Annotated in this window: 14 protein-coding genes; 13 read left to right on the plus strand and 1 reads right to left on the minus strand. The window is 47.6% G+C overall.

Translation table 11 applies throughout. The features are described 5' to 3' along the window. The first annotated feature begins 22 nt into the window (after positions 1 to 22). Together gmd and JMF94_RS09975 are read left to right on the plus strand one after the other, a co-directional pair. Entirely contained in the window at positions 23 to 1,171 is a 1,149-nt protein-coding gene (gene gmd, locus JMF94_RS09970) for a GDP-mannose 4,6-dehydratase (RefSeq protein WP_240824947.1), read from the plus strand. Further along, complete coding sequence (locus JMF94_RS09975) at positions 1,164 to 2,117, plus strand: GDP-L-fucose synthase (RefSeq protein WP_240824948.1); 954 nt, start codon at positions 1,164 to 1,166, stop codon at positions 2,115 to 2,117. Before gmd ends, JMF94_RS09975 begins: the two co-directional genes overlap by 8 nt. Positions 2,118 to 2,299: 182 nt before the next feature. Here JMF94_RS09975 and JMF94_RS09980 read toward each other — a convergent pair whose 3' ends face one another. Beyond that, positions 2,300 to 2,686: a hypothetical protein gene (locus JMF94_RS09980; protein WP_240824949.1), complete on the minus strand. Its 387-nt coding sequence runs from the start codon at positions 2,684 to 2,686 to the stop codon at positions 2,300 to 2,302. 166 nt (positions 2,687 to 2,852) lie between these two features. Between JMF94_RS09980 and JMF94_RS09985 the strand changes: the two genes are divergently transcribed. The 11 genes from JMF94_RS09985 (at position 2,853) to JMF94_RS10035 (ending at position 15,351) form a co-directional block, all read left to right on the plus strand. Further along, complete coding sequence (locus JMF94_RS09985; RefSeq protein WP_240824950.1) at positions 2,853 to 3,059, plus strand: DUF268 domain-containing protein; 207 nt, start codon at positions 2,853 to 2,855, stop codon at positions 3,057 to 3,059. 57 nt (positions 3,060 to 3,116) lie between these two features. Then, a complete protein-coding gene (locus tag JMF94_RS09990) occupies positions 3,117 to 3,353 on the plus strand; it encodes a hypothetical protein (protein ID WP_240824951.1) in 237 nt (78 codons plus the stop codon). Positions 3,354 to 3,394: 41 nt separating this feature from the next. After that, positions 3,395 to 5,194, plus strand: a complete 1,800-nt coding sequence (locus JMF94_RS09995) for an ABC transporter ATP-binding protein (protein ID WP_240824952.1) — start codon at positions 3,395 to 3,397, stop codon at positions 5,192 to 5,194. A 362-nt stretch (positions 5,195 to 5,556) separates the two neighbouring features. After that, complete coding sequence (locus JMF94_RS10000) at positions 5,557 to 7,350, plus strand: glycosyltransferase (RefSeq protein WP_240824953.1); 1,794 nt, start codon at positions 5,557 to 5,559, stop codon at positions 7,348 to 7,350. Positions 7,351 to 7,651: 301 nt separating this feature from the next. Then, the gene (locus JMF94_RS10005) at positions 7,652 to 8,548 is read left to right on the plus strand and encodes an alpha-1,2-fucosyltransferase (protein WP_240824954.1); all 897 of its coding nucleotides are present in this window, start codon (positions 7,652 to 7,654) and stop codon (positions 8,546 to 8,548) included. Positions 8,549 to 8,572: 24 nt separating this feature from the next. Next, positions 8,573 to 9,658, plus strand: coding sequence for a hypothetical protein (locus tag JMF94_RS10010; RefSeq protein ID WP_240824955.1), 1,086 nt, complete (start codon positions 8,573 to 8,575; stop codon positions 9,656 to 9,658). Then, complete coding sequence (wecB, locus tag JMF94_RS10015; protein WP_240824956.1) at positions 9,648 to 10,790, plus strand: UDP-N-acetylglucosamine 2-epimerase (non-hydrolyzing); 1,143 nt, start codon at positions 9,648 to 9,650, stop codon at positions 10,788 to 10,790. Before JMF94_RS10010 ends, wecB begins: the two co-directional genes overlap by 11 nt. After that, positions 10,720 to 12,018 (plus strand): glycosyltransferase family 4 protein, encoded by a 1,299-nt coding sequence (locus JMF94_RS10020; protein WP_240824957.1) that lies wholly within the window; start codon positions 10,720 to 10,722, stop codon positions 12,016 to 12,018. The genes wecB and JMF94_RS10020 overlap by 71 nt, the downstream gene beginning before the upstream one ends. Positions 12,019 to 12,227: 209 nt before the next feature. Next, complete coding sequence (locus JMF94_RS10025) at positions 12,228 to 13,172, plus strand: glycosyltransferase (protein ID WP_240824958.1); 945 nt, start codon at positions 12,228 to 12,230, stop codon at positions 13,170 to 13,172. A gap of 2 nt (positions 13,173 to 13,174) precedes the next feature. Next, positions 13,175 to 14,092, plus strand: a complete 918-nt coding sequence (locus JMF94_RS10030) for a polysaccharide deacetylase family protein (RefSeq protein WP_240824959.1) — start codon at positions 13,175 to 13,177, stop codon at positions 14,090 to 14,092. After that, positions 14,092 to 15,351 carry a glycosyltransferase gene (locus tag JMF94_RS10035; protein ID WP_240824960.1) on the plus strand — a complete coding sequence of 420 codons (1,260 nt, stop codon included), beginning with the start codon at positions 14,092 to 14,094 and terminating at the stop codon, positions 15,349 to 15,351. The genes JMF94_RS10030 and JMF94_RS10035 overlap by 1 nt, the downstream gene beginning before the upstream one ends. The last annotated feature ends 594 nt before the right edge of the window (positions 15,352 to 15,945 follow it).

Consider the following 15,945-nt stretch of genomic DNA (forward strand, 5'->3'; position numbering starts at 1 on the left):
ACCGTTAAAATATACCGAGATTATGAAAAAAGCGCTTATAACCGGCATCACCGGACAGGATGGGGCTTACCTTGCGGAGTTTCTGTTGCAGAAGGGCTACGAAGTGCACGGCATTAAACGGCGCGCCTCGTTGTTCAACACTGACCGCATTGATCATCTGTATGAAGACCCTCATGCCAATCGGCGGCACTTTATTCTGCATTACGGCGATCTGAGCGACTCCAGCAATTTGGTGCGCCTGATGCAGGAAGTAAAGCCGGACGAAGTGTATAATCTGGCGGCGCAGAGCCACGTGCAGGTTTCATTTGAGTCTCCTGAATACACTGCGGATGTGGATGCCCTCGGAACCTTGCGTCTGCTTGAGGCTATCCGCATTGCCGGGCTTGCTGAGACCACGCGTTTTTATCAGGCCTCTACTTCAGAGCTTTTTGGTCTGGTGCAGGAAGTGCCGCAAACGGAAAAAACACCGTTTTATCCGCGCTCTCCCTATGCATGCGCCAAGCTTTACGCCTACTGGATTACGGTCAACTACCGCGAAGCCTATGGAATGTACGCTTGCAACGGCATTCTTTTTAACCACGAGTCGCCAATCCGTGGTGAAACCTTCGTGACGCGCAAGATCACCCGCGCTATGTCGCGTATGGTGCTTGGCTTGCAGGATTGCCTGTATCTCGGCAACATGGACGCCAAACGCGACTGGGGGCACGCCAGAGATTACGTTGAAATGCAGTGGCTTATGTTGCAGCAGGGAAAGCCTGACGATTTTGTGATCGCCACCGGGAGGCAGTTTTCCGTGCGCGATTTTGTCAATACCGCAGCCGCAGAACTTGGCGTATGTCTCAGCTGGCAGGGCTCTGGCGTGGAAGAAACCGGCACCGTAACAAGCGTTGACGTGAGCCGATTGCAGCAGGTCGCCGGCAACCGTCAGGGGCTGGAATGCCATCTCAAACCCGGCGATGTCATTGTGTGCGTTGATCCGCGTTACTTCCGCCCCACAGAAGTGGAAACCCTGCTGGGGCAACCGGCCAAGGCCAAGGAAAAGCTGGGTTGGGAGCCGAAAACCTCCTTTGAAGACATGGTGGCCGAAATGGCGCGCGAAGACCTTGCCCTGAGCATGCGCGATGCCGTGTGCAAAGTGGCGGGCTTCAAAACCTTCAGCCACAATGAGTAATGCAGTGCGCAAGGATGCTCTGGTCTATGTGGCGGGCCACAGGGGGCTTGTAGGCAGCGCTCTGTGTCGCGCCTTGACGCGTTCGGGCTATGCGCGACAGGTCACCCGCACACATGCGGAACTGGATCTGTGCGATCAGCCCGGAGTGCGAGCTTTTTTTTCCCAGCACAGGCCTGAAGTGGTGATCCTGGCCGCTGCCAAGGTGGGGGGCATCCACGCCAATGCCACATATCCCGCAGAGTTTATTTATCAAAATCTGCAAATCCAGAACAACGTCATCGACAGCGCATACCGCAACGGTTGTAAAAAGCTGCTGTTTCTGGGGTCATCGTGTATTTACCCCAAGATGTGCCCGCAGCCCATCAAGGAAGAGTATCTGCTCACGGGGCCGCTGGAACCAACCAACGATGCTTACGCTCTGGCCAAAATCTCGGGCATCAGGATGTGCCAGGCCTACCGCAAGCAATATGGTTTTGATGCTATCAGCGCCATGCCTACCAATCTGTATGGACCCGGCGACAACTATCATCCGGAAAACAGCCATGTGATTCCTGGGCTTATCCGTCGTTTTCATGAAGCAAAAGCACGCGGTGCTTCAGAGGTTGCTATTTGGGGTAGTGGAAAAGCTCTACGCGAATTTCTGCACGTGGACGACATGGCGGAAGCCTGCGTATTTTTGCTTGAGAACTATTCTGACTTTGAGCATGTGAATGTGGGGAGCCAGCAGGAATGCACGATTATGGATATTGCCCGGCTTATCGCCAGCGTTGTGGGCTTCAATGGTGAAATTGATACTGATTCTACCAAGCCGGACGGCACGCCCCGCAAGCTGATGGATTCGGGCAAACTTTTTGGCATGGGCTGGCAACCCCGCGTGGGGCTTGAAGAAGGTCTGCGCGATGCGTACAGCGATTTTTTACAAAACCAGCATATGTGGGGCTATTAACCCACTAGAAAATTGCTGTTTTTTTTTGTGATCGTTTGCTTGCTAGTCAAGAGGTTCTGGTTGAACCCTTGCGCAAGGGGTCGGCCTTATTCATGAATTTTCTGTCGTAAGGGAAGCAATTCTAGACGAAGGTGTTATGCCGCCAAGCTAATGAATGCTTCAGAATGGATTTGGAGAGGATATTATTCGGTCTCCTTGAGCTGGATGACAGTGTAGCCTGCTCCTGGTGGCACCCTAAAGATATCAGATGGGGAACGTGTTGTTCGTGCCGAGCGATTGTGCGCTGCAATACATGCGATATTAACGCAAAAATATCTGTCCATTTTTGATTTTAATTCGTTTTTATCTATTGTACCAAAAAGATTGTAAAATGGTTGGATTAAAAAAATGCAGCGCTGATTCGGGATATGTTGAGAAGCTTCATCAGGTTTGAGCGGTTCAGAAAAGGTTCCATGAAATATCGTACGAGTTAAGCGATGGCAGATTTGAATGCCGCTACCGGTGAAACAAATTTTGATGCGCATTACATCTGCCATCCGGCTTGGGCTGCTCGCAAGATCAAAGCTCATCAGCCTGAAAAGCATATTGATATTGGATCAAAGTTGGATTTTGTAACGTTGCTTTCCGCCTTTATTCCCGTTGAATTTTACGACTATAGGCCTGCATCAATCTTGCTCTCTGATCTTTCTTGTGGTCGTGCTGATTTGTGACTATAGCATCGCCTCATTATCGTGCATGCATGTGGTAGAACATGCCGGGCTTGAGCGCGATGTGGATATTTTTGATCCTCAGGGCGACTTGAAAGCAATGGCGGAACTGGCAAGAGCGGTCAAACCTGGGGGACATCTGTATTTTATTGTACCCTTGGGGGGCAAAGCTAGAATTCAGTATAATGCGCACAGAATATATGATTTTAAACATATTTTGAAATGCTTCCCTTAATTTGAACTTGCAAATTTTGCCTTTGTAGCGGTTTGCGGACAGCACATTGACCCTGCAATGAAAGAAAACACTGATGCGAGTCGTTACAGTTGCGGCTGTTTTGAATTCGTGAAAAATGAAATTGTATCTTCTGTCTGCAAGAAAAGATTGTTTTGTAGTTATTATTTAAAATTCTTCAAACGTTTAGGCTGTGGCGGCGTAATTTCTCAGGTGAAATATAAAAAGACTTTTTTGAGTCTTAAGAGGAAGTTGCGTTTGTGGTGGGCGAAGCCGCGTCTAGGATGGAAGCTATAATGCTCTCCAGTTCTTCGTAAATTTTTTTCTGTGTGGATAATATGCTGAAAACACTAAGTAAAATTTTTTTCTTATTGCCTCAACTACGTCAAAAACAACTTATAGGGCTTGCCCTGGCAATGGTGCTTGTCAGCTTTGTTGAATTAGGCCTCGCTGGAACCATCTCATTATTGGGTGTTGCCCTTGCTGATCCTGCTAGCTTAGAAAAAATTGCAGTATTTAAAAAAATATTTCAATTAGTTCCAAATATTAGTCGCGAGATGCCATCTTCAGTGCGTATGCTCCTTTTTGTCATGGGAATGGTGTGTATTGCCACTATTGCAAAAAATATCATTACAGCAGTACTTACGTATTGGCAAAATGTCGTATCACAGTTGATAGGCAGTGATGTTAGTAGCTTGCTGTTCGAAAAATACATGTATGCACCGTATTTTTGGCACATGCAAAAAAATCCTGGTGAGTTGAGCGATTATTTAAACTGGCGCGGACAAATTGCTGCTTTGTTCTTGGGTGTGTTACAAGTTGTTAGCAATTTTGGGGTTATGTTCATTTTAATGTTGGGGGTTTTCTGGGTTGCCCCAACTGTTGCCTTGTTGCTCTATGGCGTGACAGCATGCGTTGCAATTTTGGTTTATAAATTTTCACAAAATAATGCCAAAAATGCTGGGATCCAGTTTGTTGGATTATCTACTGGCGTGAGCCGTGTAATACATGCCGCTTTGCACGGAATTCGAGAAGTGCAGATTTACCATAGGCGGAGTGCGTTTATAGAAAAATACTCGAGCGCATTGGCTATGATGGCCCGGCTGAGTGCGCGGCAAGGGACCTATCCGACCTTGCCGACTTGGTGTCTTGAATGCTCAGGTATGTTACTGCTTTTTTTATCGATCATTGTTATGGTATTCAATGGTGAAAACGTCGCAATGATAACCGGCACTCTCACAATGATGGCTGCAGTTTCATGGCGGTTGCTTCCTGCAGTAAATAAAATTGTTGGTGGGATTTTGCAGGTCAAGACGTATTATCCTACAGTAATAAAAATACTGGAAAATTATTCTGATTCGAATGTGACTGAAAAGGAAAGTGACTGGTTAAAGACGTTTTCTTTGATTGAAATCGCTGATGTAGATTTTTATTATCCTGATTCAAAAAATGCAGCCCTGAAAAATTTGAACCTAACCATTCCAAAGGGATGCATGATAGGTGTTGTCGGCCTTTCAGGTGCCGGGAAAAGTACTCTTGTGGGCATTTTGACCGGGCTATTGAAGCCAACATCTGGGAAAATAATTATAGATGGAACAGAAACTGCGCCTTTGCCTGGATTTATAAAGATAGGCTATGTCCCGCAACACCCCTATATTATGGACGCTTCATTGGCAGAAAACGTTGCCTTTGCAGATTGGGGGGGGGTGCCGGACGAAGGCAGAGTTATTAAGTGTTGTCAGTTGGCCGCCATCGACTTTTTAGATGAACTGCCGCAGGGTATTAATACGATACTCGGCGACAGGGGTGTGCGTCTTTCCGGCGGTCAGGTGCAACGAGTTTCAGTGGCCCGGGCACTTTACAACAACCCAGAGATTCTTCTTTTTGACGAGGCTACGAGTGCCTTGGATGGTGCTGCGGAATCTGCTATTCAAAAAACAATCATGACCTTGAGCAATGATTTGACTATCATTATTATTGCACATCGGTTGAGTACTGTTGAGGAGTGTGACAAACTTTTCTGGCTTAAGGATGGAAAAGTTCACAGGAGTGGACCTGCCCGGGATGTTTTAGCTGAATATGAAGCATTTTTGGCAGAACACACCTGTGGCACGGATTGCATTGCAGGCAAAGTGTAATGCTTCATTTTTATATTTTCGCATGTGTTAGCTAAAGTACGAAATTGTTACTTGCCTCTGTGGGGCGGGGGAACATTTTTTCGTGTTCAATTTGAATGATATCTTTGCTTCAATGTGCGCCTCTGCAATTTTTCAAGGGTGCTCCTAAGTGGTTCTGCGAAGCTGAAAGCACCCCAATGCCCAGCGACCCATGCAATCCTTTTCACTAATACTGGTTACGACGGAATCTCATTGGAAGCTATGGTATAGGTCGAGCTGCTTGGGGGCTTGAGTCCGAGCAGCTCTGAGTTGCCTTTATACGTTGCTGGATCTTTCATTGATCTGGCCTTGCATCGTATGTTCAAGGACTTAACAGTAAACACTTGTGGAAAATCTCTAAAGGACAAGCAATGCACAGTTGCTCACCCATTATTTCATTTATTATCGCTACATTTAATGCCGGTGAGACACTTCGGCGTTGTCTGAATTCTTTGTTGGAGTGTGATACGCACCAAATCGAAATCATCATTAAAGATGCCTGCTCTGTTGATGACACGCAGAATATCGTTGACGAATATTTGGATCGTCTACCTATTCGGTTTATATGCCAACGAGATACTGGCATTTCTGATGCATGGAATCAGGCCGTTACAGCTGACGGAGGTCCTCAGGGACAATGGATTCTTTTTCTGGGGGCTGATGACTTTATATGTTCCCCGCATCGCCTGAAGGCAACGGTAGCTGCTCTGGGTAATCTTGCGGAACATGCTGAATACGCTGCTGCTCCGGTTACCTTGGTCAATGGAGATGGTTTTGCGGTAGATACCCTCTTCCCCTCACGCTCTCTTAAGCGCGACCTTCCTATGGGGATGCCGCTACCGCATCAGGGTTTATTTCATCGGCGCTGTTTGTTTTCAGCTAACAGATTCGACACTTCGTTACGGATTACAGGTGACTATAGCTTTTTGTGCAGCACTCTGAAGCCTGACAACTTGGTCTATCTTGATCTACCTGCCCTGGTTTGTATGAGCCTTGGAGGTGTAAGTGGCAACCTAGAAGGCCTGGCAAGGCGGAACCGCGAAGTTTTGCGGGTATCCAGAAAGTTTTTCCCTGACTGCGCTCGCGGCGCGCTGTGGAAGCGCCTGGTTTTGTCTTATCTGTTCAATGGGTTGTCCATATTGTTTGGGGCACAATTTGCAACAAGGTGTGCTGACTATTATCGAAGGCTACTTCGTAAGACCCCACTCTGGACCACAAGGGAGCCATTGTCTGGGGCCATGCGGCTACCTGAAGATTCAGCCACTACATGCAGCAGCCAGCAGCCAGTTTTCTCTTTATTGGTTGCTACACTTAACAGAGGACAACCACTACAGAAGTTTTTGGACTGCTTGTTGGAACAGACGATCGGGACCTCTTCATTTGAGGTTCTTATTGCAGACCAGAATCCGTCAGGTTTTTTACAACCACTGATTGATGGCTATGCTGATCGTCTGTCCATTCGTGTTGTGCAAGTGCCCAATATCGGTGTTTCGCATGCTCGGAATGTCCTGGTGCCATTGGCCCATGGGCAATATATTGCCTTTCCTGATGATGACTGCTTTTATGAAGCTGATACGTTGCTAGAAGCCCAGAAAATTTTTGAATCCCACCTGCATGTGCATGCTATTCAGGGGAGTTGGTCTGCCCCTGGCAGGGATAGAAAATTAATTTGCCCTTCCAATCGGCTGTGCACTTCGCTATCCATTTTTAAGCGGGGCGAAACTTATGTGCAGTTTTTTAGAAAAGAATCTGTAAATCACATTGGTCTTTTTGATACTATGTTAGGGCCCGGTACTGGGTTGCCATATGGTTGCGGGGAAGATACTGACTATTTGTTGCGCGCCATTGAGAAAGGTTTGACAGTAGTATACGCACCTTCAGTTCATGTTCACCATAATGAAGTTGATGTTATGGCTATAATGACTAACAAACAAAAAATTATATCTTATGCAACGGGGCGTATGTATCTTTTGCGTAAGCATAAACTCCCATTGTGGTTTCAGGTATTCAATATAATTTATCCATTACTTAGAATTCCCTTTGAGGGGATTGGATCAAGAAAATACCGATTTATGATGTTCAAGGCGAGGCTGCACGGTTTTTTTTACGTGCGCTCATCTTCAGCGTTAAAGGGTTGAATGTTGCTGTCGGAACTGATTGTAATAATCTATTTGAGTTCTACGTAGTCTGATCCTTTACAATTTTCTGTATCTGTAATGTTGCACATTGATGTTGCTGGAACTGCCATATCATGCTTTGTGTTGTCTCATTGTCTAGGCATATAGCTACGGGCATGATTCTTTTTAATGTATCATATGCGTAAATTCTGTCGGAAAAATGTATGTGTCTTGTCATTCTCACATCTGGGAGTGATATGAAATTTGTAATATACGATAGGGTTGCTTCCACTAGCGACCAGCCGGCAATAGGTGAATAAAAATGTCATGTAATTTATCTCAACCATTTGTAGGAGCGTGGATTGCCGGTGGGCTTGGCAACCAGCTTTTTCAGTTTGCAGCAGCGTATGCATATTCATTACGGACTGGAGCAACACTACTTTTAGACACAAATTTTTTTCATCATCCAGCAAAAAACCGTGACTACGCGCTTGCCAAGCTGGGCCTCAATGAAAAAAAATGGCCTTGGGCCACTCCGCCATTTGGTGATAGATGGTCAATCTCTCCACGCCGCATGGCAGGGGTTTTGATCTCGAAAATACGGCAGTGGCGTCTGCGGTATACCGTCATCAGCGAAAAGCGTTATGATTACGATGAAGTTCTTTCATTGATAAATCCATCAGTTTATCTTTATGGATACTGGCAGTCACCGTTGTATTTTGTAGATGCGGCCAGTCAGTTGCGTGATTCTGTCAAACTGGCCCCGCTTGTAAAGGCGAATGTCCCACTTGCTGAATCCATTCGCAACACCATGTCAGTAGCGGTCCATGTACGTCGGGGTGATTATGCCACGCAGCATAGTGACACCTTTGGTCTTATCCCATATGAGTACTATGCTTACGCAGCCTCTTTGCTACGCAGGGGATTTGAAAACCCACAATTTTTTATTTTTTCTGATGATTATGATTCTGCCCGGGATATGTTTGGCGATTGGCCTGATGCAACCGTTTGCCCTGCACTGTCAGCAGAAGAAGATCTGGCCCTGATCGCTTCCTGTAAGCATCAAATAATCGCAAACTCAACCTTTTCATGGTGGGGGGCTTGGCTTAATTCAAATCTTGAAAAGATTGTTATTGCTCCAAAGCAGTGGGCCCAAAAAAAGGTTTTGCTGTCTCGGTATATTTTTGACTTGTTCCCTCAAAATTGGCTTCTTTTGTAACAGCCAACTGTACATGGATTTTTTATGATGCATTCAATATCCAAATGGTTAAAATCATCAGTCAAGTCATTTCTTGAGTGTTTTATTGCCACGCCAGAGGATACTTTTGCCCTTGAAAAGTTTTGCGCACAACACAATGGCAAGTGTGGGGTGGCCGCCTGCGTCACGGCGTTGAAGATTTCTCCAATTAAAGTTCGACAGAGTCTTCGCTGGCTTCAATATCTGGAAAAATGTAAAGATAATTCCCGTACCCCTATCGCAAGAGCGTTGCCAGGCGGTAAAGTGTACTTCAAAACAATTTTTTATGCGCCCTTGGAATTGCCATTTATTAAAATGAATCTTGCAGAAAGTCTGCACTATGTGGATAAATTTATTGTTGTTGAAGGCAATAGAACTCATGTGGGTGAGCCGCGAGAGTATATTTTTGAGAACTATATCTCATCTATTCCAGATGATCTTCGACATAAAATTTTATACATCAAAGCAGACATTGCCAATGAAACCATTGACTGTACTGGAAGCAACGATGGCTGCCAGATGCATAATAATGAAAATATCTTATGGGATTCATTTGAAAAGTATGTAGATTTGCAGGATAATGACATTGTTATTTCTGCTGATGCCGACGAGGTCATTTACCGCAAGGTTTACCCTCTGATTTTAAATCTGCTGCGTCCCGAGCGCCCCCTCATTCTTCCTTTGCACCAGTTTTTTTACAGAATGAATTACCTGTGGAAGAATGAAACGTTTTGGGCCCCCACCGCGACATATGCGGGTTACTATAACCATCGGCCGCATCCCCATAAGTGGCGTTACGATGGTAAAAAGTTTCCTATAATGGCCGGGTGCCATTTTTCGTGGCAGCTGACCATTGAGCAGATGTTATTCAAGCTTAAAACCTACGCCCATAATGACATCTATGGGCATCTTGCTGATCGGATAGTTCTTCAGGATGCTGTAGATAAAAAGAAATATCCTTTTGATCCTGATCGGCCCTTTGTTATTGACGAGCTAAGTCCAGACAATGATCAAATCTATTATCCAGAATCTTTTTTTACCTTTCGTTCAGATTTTGATCACTTGTTGCCGGTAAAAGGTCATGAAGCGTAAAATACTCATTTTTGTTGGCACGAGGCCGGAAGCCATAAAGATGGCGCCAGTGGTAAAAGCTCTGCGCACTCGAAGCGATCAGTTTGATGTTACTCTGCTGTCAACCGGTCAGCACCGTGAAATGCTGATGCAGACCTTGGGAGACTTTGCTCTGGAGCCGGACATCAACCTTGATCTTATGACAGCCAACCAGAGCTTGGCGCAGCTCTCCTCGCAGCTGATGACCTCCATTGATGCAGTTCTTGCTCGGGAAAACCCCGATATTATTTTGGTGCAAGGCGATACAACAACGGTGATGGTTGCCTCCCTGTGCGCCTTTTACCGGGGGATTTCCTGCGGGCATGTGGAAGCTGGGCTGCGAAGTTACAATATGCATTCACCCTTCCCGGAGGAGTTGAATCGCAGGGTTGCGGGGCTTGTGGCCAGTCTGCATTTTGCCCCCACAGATCGAGCTGTAGCTGCTTTGCATGATGAAGGTGTTCCATCTGATGTAGTTTATCTGACTGGTAATACCGGTATTGATGCCCTGCTTTGGACAGCCAATGACATCTTAATGTCCCCACCAGTTTTACCCAGTCAGATTCAAAAAATTATCGACTCTGGCCAGCGATATGTGCTTATCACCGGTCATCGGCGGGAAAGCTTTGGCAAGGGATTTGAGTCAATTTGCCAGGCTCTAAAAAAGTTGGCATCAATCCATCGCGATGTAGCATTTCTTTACCCAGTTCACTTAAATCCAAATGTGCGCAGTACCGTATTTCATGCTCTCTCGGATTGTCCTAATATTGTACTCACAGATCCTTTGCCTTACAGGCAATTTGTTGCTGCAATGCAGGGCGCATACTGTTTGTTGACAGATTCTGGTGGGGTGCAGGAAGAGGCCCCCTCGCTCAAAAAACCCGTCCTGGTAATGCGGGATGTGACGGAACGGCCCGAGGGAGTTGCGGCTGGCTGCAGCTGCCTTGTTGGTACAGATTGCGATAAAATCGTTCATAGCGTTTCGGCAATCCTAGATGATCCTGATGGCCGCTATCAGCTTATGGTGGCGGCGAAGAATCCTTATGGGGATGGACGCGCGTCTGAACGTATTGCAGATATCCTTTCGGATTTCTTTTCAACCAAGACAGTTTGAAATGCGCATAGGTATAGTCACAACATGGTTTGAACGGGGCGCGGCCTATGTTTCACGTCAATATCGGGATCTTTTACGCAAGAACGGCGATGATGTCTTGATCTATGCTAGAGGCGGAGAAAGGTACGCACAAAATGATCCCAGCTGGAATACCCCAGATGTCACTTGGGGGAAAAAATGTGCTGTACAGAGGATTACGGGAATTGACAGGAAAGATTTCGTATCCTGGATTCGCCGCAATAACCTTGAATTGATTATTTTTAACGAGCAGTGGTGGTTTCCCCCAGTATACTGGGCTATGGAGTGTGGATGCAGGACTGTTGCATACATTGACTATTATACTGAAGCAACGGTGGATAGTTTCTCCATATATGACGGGCTTATTTGTAATACTCAACGGCACTATAGTGTATTCAAAAAACACCCTTACTGCCAGTACATTCCTTGGGGGACAGATCTAGAGCTGTTTCACCCTCAATCGACTGGGTCTCGTGGTCATGAAGGCCCCGTTTTTTTTCATTCCGCAGGACTGAGTCCTTACCGCAAAGGGACGGACCTTGTGTTGAAGGCCTTTGCGCGTCTTATTGGCCCGGCTCATCTTGTTTTGCATATGCAGGAAGGGGCCTTTAGTTCGATCGCCGATGTCGAGTCTTTAGCCAATGAACTGATGGAGCAGGGGCGTCTTACCATCTATAACAGAGAAGTTCCGGCCCCAGGATTATATCATTTGGGAGACGTCTATGTGTATCCATCACGCCTTGAGGGGATTGGTCTGACGCAGGCGGAAGCGCTTGCTTGCGGGCTGCCCATCATTGTTCCCGACAACCCGCCCATGAATGAATTTGTGGCTCCCGAATCCGGGGTCGCAGTGGCGGTCGACAAACTCTGGTCCCGAGCCGATGGTTATTACTGGCCCCAGTGTCTGGTCAATCTGGATGCTCTGGCAGCCGCCATGCAAACCTTTGTTGATGACAGATGTGCTCTTGTTGGAAAAAAAGTTGCAGCACGTGCTTTTGCAGAACGTTGCCTCAACTGGTATAAAAACGGCAGTAATCTCTCCGCCTGGCTTTCCGCGCTGCCAAAACATTCGTTGCCCGATGACTTAAAGCGTCAGTTACAGGATGATGAAATTCCTCTTCCGGTGACTGCAGTAAAACTACTCAAAAAATGTCCCAGGATCTGGAATCTTGTGACGCATTTGCATAAGGTCTTTCGCAAACGCTATTGAGATTGTTTGCGGCAATTGTTTGCAGTGGGCCGAACGGCACTATGCAGACGGCAGGCCGACAAATATACTTGTCAGGGTGATAAGTGTTCGGCGTTCTCGGGCTTGTTGTGCCCACCATGCTTTTTCGGTAACTTTACTTTTCTTCCGGCAAGCCTCAGAAACTCTTTGTCTGGAACCTCGTATTCAGCTGCAACTTCTGTTGGGGGCATATGATCGCGCCTATAGTCATTTTTGCCTTTAATCGGCCACGTCATCTGAAAAATACCCTTGAGGCGTTGCAACGCAATTCTCTCGCGGCACAAAGTGATTTGTTTATTTATTGCGACGGGGCGCGTTCTGATGCGGAAAAAAAACTGACGGAAGAAACTCGGCGTGTAGCCCGTGGCACCCTGGGCTTTCGCTCTGTCACGGTTGTTACCTCAGAAGTTAATCAAGGCCTCGGTGAAAGCATCATACGCGGCGTGACAGAAATTATAGCAAAGCATGAACGCGTTATCGTGCTTGAGGACGATCTGCTTACAGCCCCTTTCTTTCTGGAGTACATGAATACCGGGCTCGATATTTATGCCGACAATCCGCGCGTTGCTTCAGTACACGGCTATCTTTACCCACATACGGTATCATCTCCCCCCGAAACTTTTTTCCTGAAGGGTACAGACTGCCTGGGCTGGGGAACATGGAAACGGGCTTGGGATATTTTTGACGCTGACGCTGCAAGATTGTTGCAGCGCATTCGCGACGCGGCTTGCGTCCACGATTTTAATGCCCAAGGTTGCTATAATTTTACCGGGCTGCTGGCCGATGTGGCTGAGAAACGCAATTCTTCTTGGGCGGTGCGGTGGCATGCTGCAGCCTATTTGCACGATATGTATACGCTTTACCCTGGACGTTCCCTTGTTTTTCATGCCGGTTCTGACGGCTCAGGCACAAACTGCGGCGTTGACACGCTTTTTGACGTTCCTTTAAGCACCACCCCCATTGAGGTAACTTCCATTGAAGTGCGGCCAAACCCAATAATGGTTGAGGCTAGACTAGCGATCTTGTTGAAAGAAAGTGGGGGGCATTTCGGCATTTTTAAAACGCGTGTCCGGCGGTGTTTTCCTTTTCTGGGAAGAATGTGGGATGCTTTGCGCGGTAAAAAGATTCGGAGATAGTTATGGTCACGTGCAAGTTGTTGGCACGGAAACTGTGCTTTGGTGCCTATCAAGTATGCGCCGCCGGGATAAATCTGGTTTGTCCTCCTGCAATAGTTCTTGCTTATCACAGGGTTGCGCAGCATAAAGGAGACCCACTCCAACTGACGGTAACTCCCAAGAATTTCACTGAGCAATTGGAGATCATTGCGGAGACATTTGATGATGTCGTGCGTTTTGACGCTGTCCAGTTGCATACAGCACGGCCATCTGTTTGTCTGACCTTTGACGATGGTTATATGGATAATTACACTATTGCATTGCCTATATTGGAGCGTTTTAATATACCTGCTACATTTTTTGTGAGTACAGGCCACGTTGAGCATGGTTGGCCCTATTGGTGGGAAGCACTAAGCATATGTGGGAGATTGGCAGACCATGGGCGCATTCTGGCAATGCCCTCTTCAGAACAACATAAGGCTGTTCACGTACTGCTGGAAGCGTGTGCTCCTGCCGCAGAGGCTCTGGAAGAGTGTCACCCATTAACAATTGCGGCCCTACAAGAGTTCAGCCGCCATCCCTTGGTCTGCCTTGGCGCACACACACATACTCACCCGCGTTTAAGCAACCTCGGAGCTGAAGATCAATATCAAGAGATAAAAAAATCCTTGGATAAGCTGGAAAGCTGGACATCCGTCCGGCCGACTGTGGCCGCATATCCCTTTGGTGCCCGTTCTCCTTTTGGCCGATTTTGCGATTACAACAAGGACAGCATAAAGGCCTGCCGCAGGCTTGGACTTAAACGCGCGGCAGCCAACTTTCCTGGACAGGTTCGGCCATGGACAAACTGCTACGCCATACCGCGGCATCTCGTGCGTGATTGGGATGGGCCAGCATTCAAGATACAGCTTCGCACCTTTTTGACAAGAGGATATTTTTAGTGCGGCCAGTTCTTTGTAATACTCTTGACTGTGGCGGCGGCGCTGCCATTGCCGCCCGACGACTCCACCGGGGGCTGCGGCAGTTGGGCGATGATAGTGTCTTTGCTGTCATGCAGCAGAGCGGGGATATCCCCGGCTGCCTTGCGCTTACCAGCCGACTGCGACGCACACTTCAGCCCTTCTTTAGGCAGGGCGAACGGCTGCCCCTCTTGCTTTACCCCAAGCGTGATCGGAATGTCCTTTTTTCGCCTTCCTGGAGACCATCTGGAGTTCATAGGGACATCATGGGCTTGCGCCCAGACGTGGTGCACCTGCATTGGATCGCGGACAGCTTCGTGCCGTTGCATTCTTTAGCGAGGTTGACCGCCCCTATCGTGTGGACATTGCATGATACATGGGCGCTGACAGGCGGCTGCCATATTCTTAAAGGCTGTGAGTTCTATCGACAGGGCTGCGGGCGGTGTCCTGAACTGGGCAGTCGAACAGGCATGGACATGAGTTCGTTGGGGTATTCATTGCGCGAGGCCGCCTATAAAAAAGTACGTATGACAATTGTTGCGCCCAGTCGACACATGGAGGTGCTGGCAAAGGCGAGCCCATTATTTCAGAATCACCAGATCGTGCGTATTCCCAATGGCGTTGATACTGAGCGTTTTCGGCCGATTGATAAGCATGTTGCACGCCATATTTTGCAGTTGCCGCAAGACGTGCCGTTGCTGGTTTTTGGAGCAGTAGCACCTGGCCGCGATCCCAACAAAGGGTTTGATCTGCTGTGTGATGCGTTGCGCGAGTTGCCGATGCCCTTGCGCGGGCGTGCACAGTGCGCTGTTTTTGGTGGGAGCATTGCAGCCTCGGAAACGCCGCTTCCCGCCATAGAGCTTGGCCGACTGCATGATGACGTATCACTGGCGCTTGTTTACTCTGCTGCAGATGTTTTTATCTGCCCTTCCCGTGAAGAGAATTTGCCTAACACGATTATGGAGTCGCTTGCCTGCGGTACCCCTGTGGTAGCCTTCCGTACCGGTGGCATCCCTGACCTGGTTGATGATGAGGAAAATGGCATGCTGGCGCCATGCTATGATGTGAAGGCTCTGGCAGAAGGCATTACCAAGATACTGCTGAGTTCTGTAGATCAGAAACAACGGTTGTCCTGCGCGGCCCGCCAAAAAGCTGTTGACGAATACGCCTTGCCAGACATTGCACGGCGTTATCACGACCTGTATCTGACATTGATCGCAGATTCTCAGCATTTTCATTAAAGCGTGTCAGAGCATAGCCAGTTTCAGAATTTACTAAACAATGCCAACGCGGATTACTGTGTAGCGGCAACAACAGTTTTCAGAGATGCTCAAAGCGTTGTGACAGATGTTTCTACCCCTTTGTATGTGAGGCGTTAGGGACTATGGCGTGCTTCTTGGCATGTGCCAAGGTAAAGCTGTGCAACTGTTATGAACGAGGGTGGCTAGCTTGAACCGGACCGCAAAGTAAAGGAACTGGCGGTCGCAGCCTTCGAGGAATCTTGCCTCTTGGGTCGGGTGATCGTGTATTTCCCCCTTTTCAATCTGTTACGAGCGGTGTATCTTTCGCGGCGTGTGTTGCTGCAAAGCTCTGCGCACTGTCCTTGGCAGGAATTGTGTCGCCGAACTTGATGGATTCATTGAGAGCCTTCAGCAGGTAGGATTTTTAATGTCCTGCGAGGGGAACTCTTTGAAAAAGCACGTTTTAAGTAAGTTGCGCAAAGAATAGTATTTTGCGTATTTTTTCTATAGGTCGTATGTCTGTTGAACTTGCGGGGCGTATCAAGTTTGCCGTGTATACGGCATGTTGGCCAACTCTGCGATGCGGACTTTTTT

It is taken from the genome of Desulfovibrio sp. UIB00 (assembly GCF_022508225.1).
In the GTDB taxonomy this organism is placed as follows: domain Bacteria; phylum Desulfobacterota; class Desulfovibrionia; order Desulfovibrionales; family Desulfovibrionaceae; genus Desulfovibrio.